Source organism: Anabaena sp. FACHB-83 (genome assembly GCF_014697485.1).
Classification (GTDB): Bacteria; Cyanobacteriota; Cyanobacteriia; order Cyanobacteriales; family Nostocaceae; genus Nostoc_B.
In genome coordinates this window covers 103,716-121,010 of record NZ_JACJRY010000012.1, presented here as the reverse complement: position 1 = coordinate 121,010, position 17,295 = coordinate 103,716, and the positions used below count along the sequence as shown (strand labels likewise).

13 protein-coding genes are annotated in these 17,295 nt (G+C 40.8%); 4 read left to right on the top strand and 9 right to left on the bottom strand.

What is annotated here, in order from left to right:
• Window positions 1-761: 761 nt before the first annotated feature.
• The 4 genes from H6G79_RS16410 to ndhL all read right to left on the bottom strand — a co-directional run bounded on the left by H6G79_RS16410 (window position 762) and on the right by ndhL (window position 3,126).
• On the bottom strand, window positions 762-1,400 hold the full coding sequence (locus tag H6G79_RS16410) for a cell division protein ZapB (protein WP_190591692.1): 639 nt from the start codon (window positions 1,398-1,400) through the stop codon (window positions 762-764).
• A 301-nt stretch (window positions 1,401-1,701) separates the two neighbouring features.
• Entirely contained in the window at window positions 1,702-2,499 is a 798-nt protein-coding gene (trpA, locus tag H6G79_RS16405; RefSeq protein WP_190591693.1) for a tryptophan synthase subunit alpha, read from the bottom strand.
• Between the two features lie 75 nt (window positions 2,500-2,574).
• Window positions 2,575-2,889, bottom strand: coding sequence for a DUF3007 family protein (locus H6G79_RS16400; protein WP_190591694.1), 315 nt, complete (start codon window positions 2,887-2,889; stop codon window positions 2,575-2,577).
• Window positions 2,890-2,913: 24 nt separating this feature from the next.
• Entirely contained in the window at window positions 2,914-3,126 is a 213-nt protein-coding gene (gene ndhL / locus H6G79_RS16395) for an NAD(P)H-quinone oxidoreductase subunit L (protein WP_190591695.1), read from the bottom strand.
• 1,042 nt (window positions 3,127-4,168) lie between these two features.
• Here ndhL and H6G79_RS16390 point away from each other — a divergent pair.
• A complete protein-coding gene (locus H6G79_RS16390) occupies window positions 4,169-5,491 on the top strand; it encodes a hypothetical protein (protein WP_190591696.1) in 1,323 nt (440 codons plus the stop codon).
• Between the two features lie 56 nt (window positions 5,492-5,547).
• Here the strand turns inward: H6G79_RS16390 and H6G79_RS16385 are convergent, their stop codons facing one another.
• The 4 genes from H6G79_RS16385 to H6G79_RS16370 form a co-directional block, all read right to left on the bottom strand.
• Window positions 5,548-6,219, bottom strand: a complete 672-nt coding sequence (locus tag H6G79_RS16385; RefSeq protein ID WP_190591697.1) for a cadmium resistance transporter — start codon at window positions 6,217-6,219, stop codon at window positions 5,548-5,550.
• Between the two features lie 566 nt (window positions 6,220-6,785).
• A complete protein-coding gene (locus tag H6G79_RS16380) occupies window positions 6,786-12,626 on the bottom strand; it encodes a translocation/assembly module TamB domain-containing protein (RefSeq protein ID WP_190591698.1) in 5,841 nt (1,946 codons plus the stop codon).
• A 615-nt stretch (window positions 12,627-13,241) separates the two neighbouring features.
• Window positions 13,242-13,892, bottom strand: coding sequence for a sigma-70 family RNA polymerase sigma factor (locus tag H6G79_RS16375; protein WP_190591773.1), 651 nt, complete (start codon window positions 13,890-13,892; stop codon window positions 13,242-13,244).
• A 137-nt stretch (window positions 13,893-14,029) separates the two neighbouring features.
• On the bottom strand, window positions 14,030-14,581 hold the full coding sequence (locus tag H6G79_RS16370) for a PadR family transcriptional regulator (protein WP_190591699.1): 552 nt from the start codon (window positions 14,579-14,581) through the stop codon (window positions 14,030-14,032).
• Window positions 14,582-14,687: 106 nt separating this feature from the next.
• Here H6G79_RS16370 and H6G79_RS16365 point away from each other — a divergent pair, with 106 nt between their 5' ends.
• From H6G79_RS16365 to H6G79_RS16355, 3 genes are all read left to right on the top strand, one after another.
• Window positions 14,688-15,179: a DUF4188 domain-containing protein gene (locus tag H6G79_RS16365; protein ID WP_190591700.1), complete on the top strand. Its 492-nt coding sequence runs from the start codon at window positions 14,688-14,690 to the stop codon at window positions 15,177-15,179.
• Window positions 15,180-15,306: 127 nt separating this feature from the next.
• Entirely contained in the window at window positions 15,307-15,678 is a 372-nt protein-coding gene (locus H6G79_RS16360; protein WP_190591701.1) for a 2TM domain-containing protein, read from the top strand.
• Window positions 15,679-15,802: 124 nt separating this feature from the next.
• Entirely contained in the window at window positions 15,803-16,312 is a 510-nt protein-coding gene (locus H6G79_RS16355) for a GNAT family N-acetyltransferase (RefSeq protein WP_190591702.1), read from the top strand.
• Window positions 16,313-16,396: 84 nt separating this feature from the next.
• On the opposite strand, the gene H6G79_RS16350 is transcribed toward H6G79_RS16355, so the two are convergent.
• Window positions 16,397-17,149 (bottom strand): DNA-binding response regulator, encoded by a 753-nt coding sequence (locus tag H6G79_RS16350; RefSeq protein WP_190591703.1) that lies wholly within the window; start codon window positions 17,147-17,149, stop codon window positions 16,397-16,399.
• Window positions 17,150-17,295: the final 146 nt, after the last annotated feature.

Here is a 17,295-nt window from a genome sequence, read left to right as displayed (position 1 = left end):
AATATCGCATTTTCTGGAGCTAAAATCAAAAATATAAGTCAATATTTACTCATAGTTTAGGCTGGAGCAGAAGAACTAGAAGCTATTCTGTAGACACATCTAGCATTTCTAAATCATTCCTGAACCAAAAGATCCCCGACTTTTCCAAGAAGTCGGGGATCTGAGCTTCGATAAGTTGCATCTTCATCAAGAAACAGTATTACTGGTGCAGTATATCGGCAGAATAGAAGTAATTATGTCTCTTTTTTCTCCCTTCTCTTGTCTTTAGCTGATTCTCATTAGGGACTTGCAAGCAAAAAATCTCCCATTATCTGCTAAGTTAGGTGGACATAATTTTTAGAATACGCATTTCGACTCCGCTCAATGCTCAATAATAAAAAATTAAGCATCAAGGTAGAAACTTCACCTCATGCTTTATCTAAATGCTTTATCTAACAAGGCAAAAATTTTCCAAATAAGAATTCAGAACTCAGAAGTCAGCCGCTAGAACGAATTTCTCACAAAATCGTCTTTGAGTATCTGAAATATTAAGTTTCAAACCTTGCTCTTGGTAGGCAAAATTAGTATTAAATTGTGATTCCTTGTGAAATGACTCCTGCATTCTGACTAGTACAGTTCGGCGTAAATAAACCGACCACACTTCGACCACTTTGGCTGCGCTCAGTACAAGTACGCTCAGTGACCATCAGGAATTGCTAAAAGGCTTGTGGTATCAATATTCTTTCTTTTGCCTTTTGACCTTTTACTTTTGCCTTATTGTACTAGTGCATTTCGTCGTATTCTGGCGCTTCGACTCTTCTAGCTTCTTGACGAGAAGGCGGAAGAAATTCAGCGCGTCGTACAGGAACCAAAGGCGGAGTTGAACCTTGATAGGGATGAATTACCTGCACTGTGCGAGTCGGACGGTTACGCGGCCCAAATAAAGCCAATACCCCAGCAACTACAATACCGCCACCAACAGTTAATGTCGCACCGCCCACAGCCCAAACAATTGGTGAAGTCCACCAAGCGTTTTGAGGTTGTAATACTTCCGATGCAACTTTTTGGCTATTTTGCTGTGCTAATAACAACTGTTGGGCGTTTTGATTGTCCAATAGTCGTTGATTTGCCCCTTTTAGCTGTTCATTATCGGTTCTTAAACGATTTAATTCAGCTTTTAACTGCTCAAACTCTGCCCGTAGCTCAGGGTTAGACGCGGTAGGTGGCTGAGTATTCGGATAAGGTTGTCCGTAGTTAGATGGATACTGCACAGGTGGCTGTAGTTGGGGTGCAACTACAGTGGGCATTTGGGGGGTAACAGTAAAGTTAGGTTGTAAGGGATTATTTGTTCCCTTGAGCAAAACAAGCGCCGCCAGCCCAGCCACAGCGACTCCACCGATAAATGCCATGCTTTCACTCATCGCTTTTGTCCCTCAGCTGCGACGTAATTATTTTGTGACTGACACACTCTCACACTCATAATCTTTTACTTACTAAAATTCACCTAAACACTTAAAGTATAAGCGACAGTACCAGCTAGTTTTTTTACAGCCTGCAATCTGCTGTTAATATTCAAGACCATAAAGGTCAAATTGTCTACTAAACCAGGGTAAAAAAACTATACTGTTATACATTCTTAATCTACTTTTTCTAAGGTGGCAAGAAAGTTATGTGTTAAGAGTTAAGGGTCATTTGTTCTTACCTGACTCTCCCTACTGCTGATTAACTGCGTAGAGCAGCTTTCAGACTTTGACAAAATTGAGCGATCGCATCTAGTCCCTCTTCAGGAGTGCCTTCTGCTAAACGTTTGACAAAAGCACTACCAACAATTGCGGCATCTGCTCCCCAATTTCTGACCTGAAGGGCTTGTTCAATATGAGAAATTCCAAAACCAACCCCGATGGGTTTATTAGTAACATTACGAATTTGCCCTAGTAAATCAGATACTCGTGTTTCCATTTGCGATCGCATCCCAGTTACACCAGTCACACTCACCAAATAAATAAATCCTTGGGAAGCACGGGCGATCGCTTCGATTCTATCAGCCGAACTAGTAGGCGCTACCAATAAAGTTAAATCAATCCCGATCTCACCCGCAGGTTTGAGCAAGCCAGCCGCTTCTTCTAGAGGTAAATCAGGTACTACCAATCCGGCTACCCCAGCTGCTGCAATTTGCTGGAGAAAGTTTTCAATACCCCGGTGCAGAATTGGGTTGTAATAAGTAAACAAAATAATTGGCGCTTGCAAGCTGGGGGTAATATCTTGCAACATTTCCAGAACACCTTCTAACTTGGTTCCCTGTTGCAAAGCGCGGGTAGCAGCCGCCTGAATCACTGGCCCATCCGCCAGAGGATCAGAATAAGGTACACCCAATTCAATCAAGTCAGCACCGCTACTATCTAATATTTTCAAAGCGGAGGCGGTGGTTGCTAAATCTGGATCACCAGCAGTAATAAACGGAATCAGAGCGCACTCTTGATTCCGTTTTAAGGTTTCAAAGCGATCGGAAATGGCGGTCATTAGTCAAAAATCAAAAGTCAAGGGTCAACAGTCAAAAGCAATGACTATTGACTATTGACTCATAAAACGATCACTTTAAACCTGAGATTGCTTTTCTTGTTCAACCTCGGCTTGAAGTTTGGCTAGTTCTTCTGGCGTAAGTTCTTCCAACCGCTTTTGGAAAAACGCTTGTTCATAGTCTTCCCTTTGCTGATGGTAGGTCATATTTTTATTCACAGCGCGGTAAACATAAGTGCTTACCCAACCAACCAAGCCAATCACCACTAGCACAGCTTGGCTCCATATCCCAGCTTGTTGAGCATCTAAGCCCACAAGTTGTAATCCCACATAAGCCAAGCCACCAGCAATAAAAATGCCTAAACCAATTCCAAGAGCGTCGATGCGTCGCATGAGAGTTATGACCTACCAATCTTGTTAAGCTTCAATTTTGCGCGGTTGTGGTCGCAGGTTCACAAAGGGCGACAGAACCAACAAACCGGGAAAGAAGAAGAAAACCAAAAAGTACATAAAAGCACGCTCAATAGAAGTAGCCACATACCATCGCAGCTTCATGTAAAACATTACAGCCACAGGAAGGACTAATAAATAAGCGCCAGCCAAAATCAGATACAGCAGGGCTACGATCATAGGTTTTCTCTCTTTGTAGACAAGGCCATTTGGTGCATCTGTTTTTCATCATAGGCTGAAGAGTCCTATTTTATGTAACTTTCCAAAAATTCTGCACTTTTACTAGACAAATTTTCGGATAGTGCTACAATAGCAAAGCCAGTGTCTGATGTGTGTACTTGTAACACCAAGGTAAAGATGCTTGTCTAAGTGAGAAATTGCCAAAAAACATTGCGATCGCTCAAAATAGACAAAATTTTTAAATCTAGTTGCACAAAACGCACATTGATGGTGGAATAGATGAGGAGGTGTTTGCTGCCCTCCAAAAAAACAAGTGGCTCCTAAGTAAACTTGGGGGTGTGGCGGAATGGCAGACGCTACGGACTTAGAAAACTGAGCCTTGATGAAGAAATTCTTCAAGTGTCAGCTCTCAAACTCAGGGAAACCTAAATCTGTTTCCAGACAAGGCAATCCTGAGCCAAGCCTAAAATTAAGTACTGAGTTGAAAAACTCAAAGTTTTAGGAAGGTGCAGAGACTCGACGGGAGCTACCCTAACGTAAAGGCGAGGGTAAAGGGAGAGTCCAATTCTCAAAACCAAAAGGTAGTAGTGAAAGCTGCAAGAGAATGAAAATCCGTTGACCTTAAACGGTCGTGAGGGTTCAAGTCCCTCCACCCCCACTAAAAAAAGTTAAATGAGGCCTGCTTAAGTAATACTAAGCAGGCTTAACTGTATATATACAATTCGGACTTAGGCAATAAGGGACTTTTATAGTAGGAGGCGGGAGGAAATGTATCTAAAATCCTGATATCCCACAACCTTTCACCCTTACACCCAATCTCCACAGAAAATTTTTGTACGTAAGTACTGTGAAATAACCAATAACCGTAATTTTCCTGAAATATTGAGCTTTGTAAATTTAATTTTGAAGAAGACTTCAGTAAATTCATCAAAACTCATTCAAAAAATTACCTTATCTTTGAAAAATTGATTGATACTGATGGCTATCACAGGTAATCTAATGAATAATAGATACATTAACTTCATTGGTCTTGAGAACTTCCATGACCACTCACAGTCTGTTTACTGATTTAGAAGAACAAAATTTTGTTAAACCCAATTCTCAGCTATTGAATCTCCAACTTGGGCAAGAAAAAATATATAGCTTCTTCATGGAAATTGTGAATGAAAAGTCTCCAGAAGAAGTTTTGCGAGAATTTAAAAGATTATTTTTTGACTTTCTAGAATCAGGTAGTTTAAATACAGTACCTCTCATTCGGAAAATTCTCTCAGCCAACAATGAACAGGAATTTCGGAATACTATTAAGCGTTGTTGCTATATCATAGTTAATAACTGGGCATCTAAAAGAAAATATGAATCTATTCAAGAATTAATTAACTTATTAGTTAATTATGATATTCCATGTAAAAAAAGTAGTTATACCAGTTTACATACATATAAAAGCTGGCTCAAAAACTTTGTTAAGAGTGAAGACTATCAAGAATTAAAATTATTTGCCCATAAACACGATCACAAAGGTAAAGCTCACTGGAGCAATCGGTATGCAGCTTATTTATTAGTTGCCCAATCTTTAGATGTTAATAACCCCAAAGAGCAACAAGAGGCAGCTAGGCAACTTTCTAAGCAAATGAAGGACAATTTCAAATTTGAACTAGCAATGTATATTGCCCGTTCTCAGTCCTCGGCTTCTAGTACTACACGCTATGTCAACCCTAGCATCTTGGGCGATAATGTTTTACGCCTGATTAAAATGATTATCGTGAAAAAGGGGTTATTTAGTTATGAAAATTTAGCCCATATATTTATTAAACAAACACAGGAGCAAACATTTCAAGATTTTAAAGAAAGCATACGTAAGTATTTGTTTTTCTCTGTTAAAAATTTGGAGTTAGTAAAAATATTAAATCAGCAATTAAAAGAAAATTTAGCTGATTGGAAGCCAGAATATGATGAAGAGATTTTAGATAAAAACTTATTTTTACGAAGCTGTAATCGGTTGATTGACTGTCTAACTACAGAAAATGGTCGAGAGCCTTCACAATTATTTACTTTATTACTTTCTCAAGGTCATCCATTAACTTTAGTAATCATTCTCCTCAAAATAATTTTAATTTGTCAGAATTCTCGCAGCCATTTAGAAATTAGAATTGCTCATTTAATTCGTTATTATGAAAAATTACCTAAAGATGAGTGCAAATGGGTCATTCATTTTCTAGAAATTTTTAATATCACTTTTGCTATCTATGCTGAAAACATTGAATATAACTTGATTAAAGTTGAAGAAGACAAACAAAACTCTCCAGGCAAATCTAAGATAGATACTTACCATGTGTTTTCCCAATTAAGGGAAAACATTTATCAATAGGTGGTAAAAAGATTGTTGGCTGGTAAATACTATGTTTGAGTGCAACTGACTGAATATTAGTGGGTAAACATAGCGATCGCAGGTAAAAGCTGATATGATTCACTTTTAATTAAGATAGAGCATCCTAAGTAAATTAATACCAAAGGAAAGACCTTACGACCGTAGCGAGTCAGAAGCGGTGCCATCAGAGGATTACGGGTTAACACATAAGATAAGCAGCACCATAAGCCAACAGTGCAGTAACAAATACCAAGAATTACGCCTAAGCTGGGAAGATCACTACTAGCAAACAATGGTACATAGATACCAATATTATTACCGCCATTGGCAATAGTCACTGCGGAAACACGATAAGTTTGAGGATCACGCAGGGTAGCCCAAAGAGATTTTTTACGGTGCTTGGTTTTAGTCGCAGAAAAATCAACTGAGACGGTTTGTACGGTTTCAGCTTCTGTTTCTTTAGTTAATAAATGATTAATTCCAATTGCGATGGGTAAAAAACCTAGTAAACCAATCCAAGCTGTGGGTAAAATCAACCCACCCAAAAAACCAGGAAGACTCGCCAAGACTAATACAGTAAAGCCTAAAAATTCACCAAGAATAATATTTTGTGGGCGGAAATGACGATTAACTTTACCAAAGAAAGCTGTCAAATATAAGTTGTCATCAAAAGTAGTTGCGATCGCAGCAGAGATGCCAATAATTATGGTACTAGTTAGCCAATTCATAGTTGTTGCGTCAGGTAATGTAACACTCCAAAATCTGGAGGATTTATTAGCAATGCCCATCAATCAAACTTGATGTGTTATTTCAGCTAGGTACCTTAGCCGCCTATGTCATAAATATTATGGCTAACCACTAAATAGGAGCAAATATTCTTTTTTGTTAAATCAATAAAAAAAGATTATTGATAGTTGTAGAGACGTTGTATACAACGTCTTTACTTGGTGTAGGAGTGTGAATGGGTGAGGTGTAGCTGGAGAAAATCAACCGCCGATGCAAGAGGATGCACACAGATGCACGCCGATAAATTTTTACAACGCTCAGTCCTGAGTGCTGAGTGCTGAGTGCTGAGTAAGAAGAAAGAGGAAGGAAGTACTTTTGCACTATGGTAAAAGCACCGCCCGATGTTAAGCGGAATCCTATTACTGAGAGAAGGTTAATACACCACCCCTGGCGATGCACTGAGCTTGTCGAAGTGTGGGTGGTCTTTTTAACTCAGCACTCAGCACTTTTAACTCAGCACTCTTCATTTGAGTAGACTAGGAAACGCCATACTGTAGCCTTCACCGAATTAAAACCTTGTTTGATACTCAATCACGGCGCGACTATCATCTTCTAAGTTAGTAGAAGCGCGTATCCGTAATTCATCGTTAATGCGGTAATTTATCCCCCACTGAAAGGGGTCATTGGCAGTTAAAATCTTGATGCTAGAAATCGAAAACTTTGTAGAAATATCCACACCAGCTTCAGCCGCTAATTCTAATGTAGAACTACTTCTCCCAGCTTCGGGATTATCAGAAATTACAGTTGGGAAGATGCGAAATTCACTCAAACCAAAAGCATTGGCAATTTGATTAAATGTTGTTTGAAAGTTATTAAATACGGCGGAACCTGCAATATTAATTAAGCCTAATGTACTATCAGCACGTCCTTGAGTATCAATAAACCCACCGCCTAATAAAGCGACAATTTCGGTTTGACTGCGTGAGGGACTGCTGGTGAGTTCGAGATTTTCGTTGAGTTTACTAGCAGGCCCTTGGACTCTTGCTTCCACGCGCACACTTTCTAATGAACCTAAGCCGCCGATGGAATTGCTTCTGCTAACATCTGATGTTTGCACTGCATCTAGGACTTTGGCAAATAACCGCACATCTAAAATGGGATCACGGGGTGAGTCAGTCCGAAATGTGGCTGTATTTTTATAGCCACCCACTAAGTTAAATTGGGTGGTAAATAAATTCACGCCACCCTTTTGCAGCCGAATTGTACCATTAGGTATAGGCTGATTTAAAGCGCCATTAACTTTTAAATTACCTGTAGCACTAAAGCTCAGAATTGGCGGACGAATAATTTGGATATTACTACCTAATGTTAATTCGAGATTATTTAATCTAGCGACATTAGCATTATTTCTCGCTTCGGGTTTATCTTGTTTATTAGCTTTGACAGCATCACCATTTGTCGCTTCATTAGTGTTAGTTGATTCTGCTAATAAAACCTGACCATCAGATAAGCGAATTTGACCGCCAATCAGGGGATTTAAGGCTGAACCTGTAATTTGTAAATTACCACTGGCACCACCTTTATATAATCCTTTGAGATTTAAATTTAATTTTTCTAAATTAACTGTCAGGGGATTACTTGCGACTTCTCCATTATTAAAGACAGGAATTTCCCCAGCCGCGTTTACTTGACCCCGACTAAATCTGCCTTCAACACCTTCTACAACAATGCGGTCAAAATTGAAATTTATCTTGCCTGTGACTTGCCTAATTTTACCGGGTAAAGCTTGGGAGGCAAAAGTGGCATCTTTGACGCTGGCAATTCCGGTTAACTCTGGGCGTTGTCTGGTTCCCCGGACTGTTAAATCAATTTCACCTTCGCCTTTTTCAAAGGCTATTTGATCTGTTAACAGATTTAGTAGTGCTAATCCTTCATTGCGGACTTTGACATCTAAACTAATTTCATTACTGGCGGGGGCGGTAGTTGCAAAGGGTAATTGATAAGGAATGCTGCCACTAATATTAACTGGTTCTGGCCCGGCAACAGAGACATTACTACCAAAGTTCAAGCGACCATTGATATAGCTAAAGCTGGCGGTAGCTGCTTCTACTGGCTTTTGATTCAGGGTTCCATCGGTAATTTCTAATTCGCCTTGGGCTTGAGGGTTGGTGATTCCACCTGCTAAGGCGGCGGAACCGTTCAAATTACCTGTGATATCAATTGGAAGTTTGACAAAGTTATTAATTAAGGCGATGGGAAAATTATTAACTCGTAACTGACCTGATTGGTCTTTACCGCCGACATTACCTGTGAAAGCTAAGAGACTATTATCTAACTCTATGCGTAACGGGCGTAACTGCAAGACACCATTTTCAAAGCTACCTTGGGCAATGATTTGTTTGGCATTGTAGTAGCGATTGCCTTCGCTTTCTTTACCCCAGGTAAAGTTCTGTCCGTTAATATTAAACTGTACTGATAACCCGTTGGCTGTGGCTGTATCTAAGGCAATATCGCCGTTAAAGGTTCCCTGCAAGTCTGCCAGTTCTGGTAATAAATTGTTATCCCGCCGTTGTTGTTGCTGTTGTGCGAGTTCTGCTTCAATTTCGTAAAAGCGGCGCAGTTGATCAAATAAAGATCGATTGGGTAAACCGCGAGAGTTGGTAGTTAAATCGGCGGCTGTGCCGTAAGCTGGTTCTGATAAACCACGCTGAAAGTCTTGGATTTCAAATATTTGGGCAACGGCTAATACATCTTGGATTTTGCCTTGGCTGATGTTGATTTTGCCTTGGAGTTGCGGCCCTTTGGGACTTTGACCCAAACTCCCCGCAAAGGCATAAATACTGTTACCTTTGACAAATTTACTACTGGTGAGTGTGGCTTTACCATTGGCAAAGCTGAATTGGGCTGTTAATTCGTTGCCTTGAATGCGTCCAATTTTTGGAGATGCGATCGCTAAATTACCATTGGCGGCAAATGTTTGTTGATTAACTTGCAAGTCGCCACTAATTAACCCAGCTACTGTACCTGTACCTAAACGCAAAGCTGGTGGTACAGGTACATTCAAGATTTGTAAGGGGAATTTCTGCACATTCAAGGCGATGTTATTGCCTTGAAATTGTCCTTTGGCTGAGGCATCTTGCCACTGTATAAAAAAGGATTGGGGGCGATTCTTGCCGTCTAAATTGAAGGCGATGCGGTCTCGATTGCCCATTAAATTTAAGTTCAAGCCGCGCCCTTGGGCAGAATCAATGCTACCTGTTAACAGTGATTCAAAAGCAATGTTTTGTACTACCAAGTCCCGTAAGGCAATTTTACCGTTGACGTTTGGTAAGGGTAACTTGCCTGTAACTCTGCCGTCAAAATCTACCTTACCTTTCAATGCCACTTGATTAGGCAAATTAATTGGTAACTGTTGCAAATTATAGTCCTGGGCTTGGACATTCAAATTTAAGGCGGTAATTTCTGGAATGCCTGCTTTCTTGGCGTTGGCTGTGATGTCTCCGGTGACATTTAAACCAGGGGCGGTGAGTTGATTAATTGCTAGTTTCTCACCATTCCAAGCGATCGCAGCTGTTAATGGTCGTTCTAAACCCGGCAAACCTTGGGATAACTGCACCTTACCAGAGGCATTGACATTCGCTAAAGTTGCCGAACCCAGCGCCCCAGCAACTTGTAATCTACCGCCCAATTGCCCCCGCAATTGCTGATTCAACTTGGTTAACTGCACATCAGCCGCATCCAAGATGGCTTGATAACGTCCTTGATTCACCTGAATATTCGTGGCGGTAATTGTCCCCCCGGCAATATTCAACTTGCCTTGACCACTAGCTTGAATGGTTTGGGGTTGGAAGGATGTCACCGAACCAGCCACGTTTAATTGACCTGTTAAATTGCCTTGGAATTGGGGCGGGATGGCTGCTAATTTTTGCAAGGGTACATTATTCGCTGCGACTTGTGCCTGATAACGACCGTCAGCCACGCGAATATTAGATGCAGTGATTGTCCCTCCTGCCACATTCAACTTAGCTTGACCACTAGCTTGAATGGTTTGGGGTTGGAAGGATGTCACCGAACCAGCCACGTTTAATTGACCTGTTAAATCTCCTTGAAATTGGGGCGGGACTTTGGTTAAGCGTTGAACTGGTACATTGTTAGCTTGAATCTGCGCTTGATAACGACCGTTATTAACTTTGATATTTGCGGCATTAATTGTCCCCCCAGCAACCGTTAACTTGGCTTGACCACTGGCTTGGATAGTTTGGGGTTGGAAGGATGTCACCGAACCAGCCACATTAAATTGACCAGCTAACCGACCGCGAATTGGTGAAGTTTTGGGTGTGAGTTCTTGGACAGCCAAATTATTTGCCACTAACTGCGCTTGATAATTGCCATTGGCAAGTTGAATATTAGTAGCTGTAACTATCCCACCAGCAACGCTAAAGTTAGCTTTGCCACTCCCACGCAGCGTTTTTAAGCTGAGGTTATCTCGGTTCCCTGCAATTTGGAAGGTTCCCGCCAAGCGCCCTTGCAAAGCTGGGGGTGCTTGTTTGAGAATACGTCCTACGTTGATATTATTGGCAACTAATTGGGCGGCAAAGTTTTGGTTTTGGAGTTGGACACTGGCAATGGCAATTGTCCCACCCGCAATCTGCACTGCTGCCCCTTGACTCCGAATTGATGTCAGTTGAAATGGCCCGCTAGTCCCAGCTAAAATCAACCGCCCGTTAAATTCTGCCCCATCCAAGGAAACGTTTTGCAGTTGATTTTTATTTACAAAGGGTTCTAACTCTACAGCATCACCTGTGACGACGGCTTGCCAACGTTCTTTGGCATAAGTACCCACCGCCCGGACTACCCCGCGACCAACTTTCAGGGCGACATTTTGGAAGTAGATAGTACGGTCACTAGCAATAATCAATTCCCCTCTACCTGGGTAGGTGGCTTGGGGTACTTGCCACTGTACCGCCGTTCTCACGTTGGTAGGCGTACCTGTAACTTGGGCGGTGGCGGCGACTCTGCCAATGCGGAAAGTCGGGCTGGAATTGTAGATTTTAGCGATCGCATCTCCCGCTAAATTCTTGGCAGTAAAAGCCAAATTCAATCTTGGACTTTTACCCACCGATATTTGACCGCCCCCAATAATTGCCCCACCTACCGTAGTTTCGCCTTGAACATCTCGCAAGGTTAACAAGGCATCATTCGCCGAAAATTCAAACTTACTCGTAATACTTTTAAAGTTAATTTTATCAATCCGAGCCGTGTTAATTGTGGCAACCGCACCAGAGAGAATCGGGTTTGTTGCTTTGCCTGTAATTTGGATATCCGCTTTCAGTTGTCCCGTTACAGGTACAGGTAATTTCAACTTGAGTGTACTTTGGGCATTGGCGACACTCACTGTTTTAATTCGCCCAGTTAACTGAAGGCCTGTTTTACTATCAATAATGCCGTTGGCAACTACAGGAATTTTGCCGTAGTTGGTATTGAGGTTATCCAGCCAGATTTCTGTCCCTTTGAAGTAAATATCCCCTTCTGTATTACTTAATAGTTGGGGGACACGGGGAATTTGCAGCGTCACTTTTTCTAAATCAGCACTGCCATACAATAAAGGAGTTTGCTCCGGCACAAGTTTAACTTGCAAGTCGCCATTCACTTTCCCTGCTTGCAAATTCAGGGGTAACTTGACCAAACTCGTAACTGTCGAAGCGAGTAAATCTTGTCCATGCAACCTGATGTCAGCCACTAGCGTTTTTGGGCGGAATTGTCCTTTAACTGCCACATTCCCACCGCTTTCTGCTTGTCCCGCCACATAAAAATTCACCAGTTGGTTATTCTCCAACAGTTGGGCAGAACCGTTAAGCTGGGCAAATGTCACCACCCCATTTTTCTGTTGACCGAGTAGGTTCACTTTGCCATTCCGCAACCGCAGATGAGCTAAATCCGTTTTAATTAATCCGCTTTTACCAGGTGGTGCAATGGTGGTTGTAATCCAACGTCCTTGACCGTCCTGTTCAATGTAGACATCAGGGTTAACTAAGGTGACATCCAACTTCAACTGACGGTTAAAAATTAATTGCCACAAATTAAAACCCACTTCGACAGCCGCCACTGCTGCTTTATCGGGGTCTGTAGGTGTGGCAGGAATTTCCGAAGCCCCAAAATTGACACCTGTGAGGGAAAAATTGGTTACTTTCCCCAATTTGACGGGACGGTTAATTGTATTGGTAAGGCTTTGTTCTGCTAACGGTGCTAACTCTTTTTGGATAAAACTTTGTAACCGCCAAATCCCTAGAATCAGTCCTACTAACAAGACTCCTAACAACGGAATGCCAGCCCGACTTAAAATCAGCAACCACATCCGCACACGGGTACGGGATTTAATTTGACGTTCTGGATGGCGAGAGTTAGTCATGTGGTTTCACTCTATACTTGCTGAACCTAGGGGGAACGTGACTGGCACTAACAGCATATTTGTTCACTATGCCAAATTCCAGGAACCAAACTAATTTTAGACCTGGGAATTTGCAAGACCTTGGTCAACTCATTTTATTCATAGGAGTTGGGGGTATATTCAATTAAATTTCCGACGATCTGGAAAGTTGGGTGAATAAATAGAGTTCAAGGCTGAGGGAATCTACAGAGAAAGAAGTTACAAAATCCCTGTCCATCAAAATCATTTACCCACATCAACCAATTTGTTATCACTTAGATTTTAAAGGTATTAAGAGTTTCATTTATTTAAGCAATTTCACTATAAAGAAAATTAATTTTTTTGACTGTAAGCCGAAAAATCTCAAATATTGCCTGCTACTATTTATACTATATTTTTAGCGATTCATAAAGATGTAGTAAAGACTGTCAGTACGGAGACAGATGATCAACTTCAAAGCCTGTTACTATCGTTAACTGGTCTGCTAGTATAACTAACGCTAATGCAAATGCGGTTAGAGTATATGTTATCTGGATGAGGTACATTTCTCTAGCCTCTAGCCCCTCTCCCCTTAAAAATTGTTACCATCTTCTACCTTTATAAAATGCCTTCAGATTCCGCAAAGTTTCGCAACCGTGGCAGACATTGACGCTGATAAAAGCTACTCAGGGTAGGAACAGGTAAGCCAAATTCCTCTGAGAGTTCTTTCCAGCTAACTTCCGGTGGTAAGCGTTTGAGAATTAATACCTGGCAGTTTACGTCTGGGCGACCTTTAACGTAAGTACCCCGTAATTCGCCATCTGCATCTATTTTTGCCCATATTTCCACGTTTTCGAGAATCGGCGGTACTTGGGGTGTAGCTTGGAGATTATCAGTTAAATCAACAATTTCTCCATTTCCACCTTGCCAAGACTGGCGCACTTGCAGAGGAACTGTTAAGGCTTGTTCTCGATGATAGTTGAGGTAAAAGTCTTGGAGTCTGCGTTTGAGATAGGCATTTAGCCAAGTTACTACAGTCCCATAGCTGGGGTCATAGGTTTGACCTGTTAAGCCATCACAAATGTTACGACAGAAATATAACCAAGTTTGTTGCAATGCGTCTTGATAATAGGGAGTACTTTCTCGCCAAAGTCTACCGGAAGTTAAACGGATGATTTTGGTCAGCAGCTTTTGACGCTGTGGACTTCCAGGGGGATAACCGCAGGCTTGAATGACTAAGTTGCGTAACTCTTCATCGAGTTCCATGATGGCAATTTTGACGAAAAAATAGCAAGAATATACTAAGTATTGCTTACAATTACATCCAAATATTAACCTGATGTTATGAATTGGCCATCTTAATGGATATAAGATTCCATATTTATTTAGCTTCTCAAATCAATGTTTTAGGTGGGGTTGCTTAAAAAAGCAATCATTTCCGCACACCAAGCCAGCCAAGCCTTTTCCGTCTGAATACCACAACGGAGAGTGACATATTGAAATTTCAATTCATCTGGTAATTCTTGGGGTTGAAGAAAGAACTTTTTCTCAATTTCTTGATAGACTGCTAACCTTTGTTGATGTTGACTTTGGTGAGTTTCGAGTTTTGTCAGAATAATTTCACGGTTTACTAAATACCCAGCATATAGCTTGATAAGTAAATCACTTTTAAATGGGGTTGCTGTTTCGGCTGTCGCAATCCATTCACATAATTGCTGTTTACCTAAGTCTGTGACTGAGTAAATTTTTTTATCTGGGCGATTTTCTTGCAAGACTTTTTCTGCTTGTAGCCAGCCTTGTTCTTCTAAGCGATTTAACTCTCGATAAATCTGCTGAAAGCTGGCTTCCCAAAAAAAACCTACTGAACCTTCTACAGATTTATCAAACCTTTTAGCCAAGTCGTAACCGCTACAAGGGCTATTGATCAACACTGACAAAATTGCGTGGGCTAAAGCCATAGTTTTTTGTTGACATATTCACATAGTTGAATATATCATGTTGATTATATTCAACTATGTGAATAATAACTTAGTTGAATAATTACAACATTCAGAGAATTTAGCCATGACAACAATCATGCCAGGACGCTTCACCGCCGAAGTAGACTCACCATTTGTAGTTTTCTTGATTGGGATGCGTGTTAACCAATTTTGGTCTTTTTCTAAATGGCTACCGGTGGCGCAAGCAATGACTCCAATGCTAAAAACCTTAAAAGAGCATCCCGAAAAAGGCTTTTTGGGTGGAGAACAGTTTTTTCAGGTGTCTCCCTTATCGGCGTTGATGGTGTCATACTGGCGATCGCTTGCAGATTTAGAAAATTTTGCTCGCAATCCTTCGGATCTGCATTTACCCGCTTGGCAACGCTTCAACAAAGCCGTTGGTAACGATGGCAGTGTGGGGATTTGGCACGAAACTTACATCATCGAACCCGGACACTACGAAGCAATTTACGGCAATATGCCAGCTTTTGGTTTAGCTGCGGCGACAAAACTTGTTCCCATCACCAAACGCACTGATACAGCCAGAGCCAGAGTCGAAAGAGTCAAACAATTTTAAATGGAAAAAGTTCTGAAAGGACAAAATTTTACCTTGATCTGCACAATGATGGCGACAGATAGAAAGCCAAAAATTAATTCTTGGTAACTCTGTCACCATCCCTCATGGAATCTAGGAGCCTAAATCTATGACAAGCTTTCGCTCAGAAGATGTACAGCAAATTCTTCAGCGAGCAATGGCTGATCAGCAAAAAGACGAATTTTCGGAACAGCAGTTACAAGAAATGGCGGCAGAATTAGGTATTTCATTTATTAGCCTGCAAACAGCCCAACAACAATGGCAGCAGGAAAAAGAAATCATCAAACGGCGACAAAGGTCTAATGCTCACCGCTTACAAAAAATCAAACCACATCTGATTAGTTATCTTGTGGTGAATCTGTTTTTAATTGTGTTGAATTTAACAACTAGCCCTAGTTACTTCTGGGCAATTTACCCGCTATTGGGTTGGGGATTAGGTCTTGGTCTACATATTATCAGCATTTACCTGCAAAAAGATTAGAAATTGGGGAGTGGGGAGTAGGACAAATCAAGAGTTTGGGGGATGTGGAAGCTCACAAGTGTAAAAATTGTGATTAAAATAATTTAGCTTCCTCATCACTCAATTTTTAGAAATTGGTTTTATAATGCTCAACATTCGCTGTGAAGCTGTGTTAGACTACCCGGCAATAGCTGAGGTAAATAGATTAGCCTTTGGACAAGAAAATGAGGCTAATCTAATAGATAAAATTCGTCTTTCCGACCGCTATATTCCAGAACTTTCATTAGTGGCGGAAATAGATAATCTTCTAGTTGGTCACATTTTATTTAGCTATATTGACCTAGTAAATACAGAAAAAATCAAAGTAATTGGTTTAGCACCGTTGGCAGTTCATCCCCAATTTCAAAGACGAGGAATTGGCAGCGCCTTAATAGCAGCAGGGTTAAAAATAGCCGATGACAGAGGAGAAGTTTTAGTAATTGTATTAGGTCATCCCCACTTTTATCATCGCTTTGGTTTTCAGACTTCTGTTATTTATCAAATCAAGTCTCCTTTTCCCGTACCGGATGATGTTTTTATGGTGAAACCACTGCAAAACTATCAGCCCAAGTATACGGGAAAGGTTGTTTATCCAGCTACTTTTGATGAGGTTTAGACTCATCACTAAGCAGAATACTTGAAAAGTAAAAGACTTTAAATCTGTCCGATAAAGTCACGTTTAGCAAGTTCTAAACAGCAGTTACCAAAAATCACCTCCCATAGGTGCAGAACCAACTATAAAATCAAAGTTGCCTTCACCCTTGCTATTTTTAAGTGTTTCGAGAATTTTTTTTGAGTTATCGTAGGGGCCACTAACAAAGCATGGTTTTCCGTTACGTCCACATTCAATGCGTATTTTTCCATCCCAGTTTCCGACGTGTGAGCGTGATTTTTCAAAGTCTTTGTGTGGTTTAAATCCTAAATTTTCGGCATATTCGCAAGTACTAAATATTATTCCAGCCGCAACTTCAAGCGGAATCTCTTTTGGTGTTTGGGGAAATGGCTCGAATAATAGTTCGACAAAGTTTTTAAATTCTTGTCGGTCTAATGTACGTGGTGGGATTGTATCTTTAATACCCAGGCACCAAACATCTAAAAGATAGCTACAAACCGTGATTTGATTGTATCGAGCTTCTCTGGCAATCACTACTAATCCTAAGCCACGCTCAATATCATCATTTTTCTTTGCTGGGATAATTTTGGTTAACAGATTTTTGATAACATTCTCTGATGAGTTGTGAGGCAATAGTTGGAGCAAATTTTCGCTGGCTAAACACTGGTATACAGGGTTTAGTTCTCCTGAAGCTAATCTATCTAATGTAGTTTGCTGCGCTTGATTTTGAATTGCGGCATTAACCTCTGAAACTTTAATCCCTAATTTTCGGGCTATTTGTTTGGGTGTTAAATTCAATGCCCTTAAATCGTTGATTTCTTGTTGATGTATTTCTGACATAAATTACTACTTTCTACAAACACCCTATGCAGAAATATTAAATCAAATATTGCTTTTATAATTTTAAGTTAGTCAAAAAAGTACACAAAGCATTACCAAATAATTGCTCACTATCGGCTTATTATCGCTTTCATCACCATACTTCA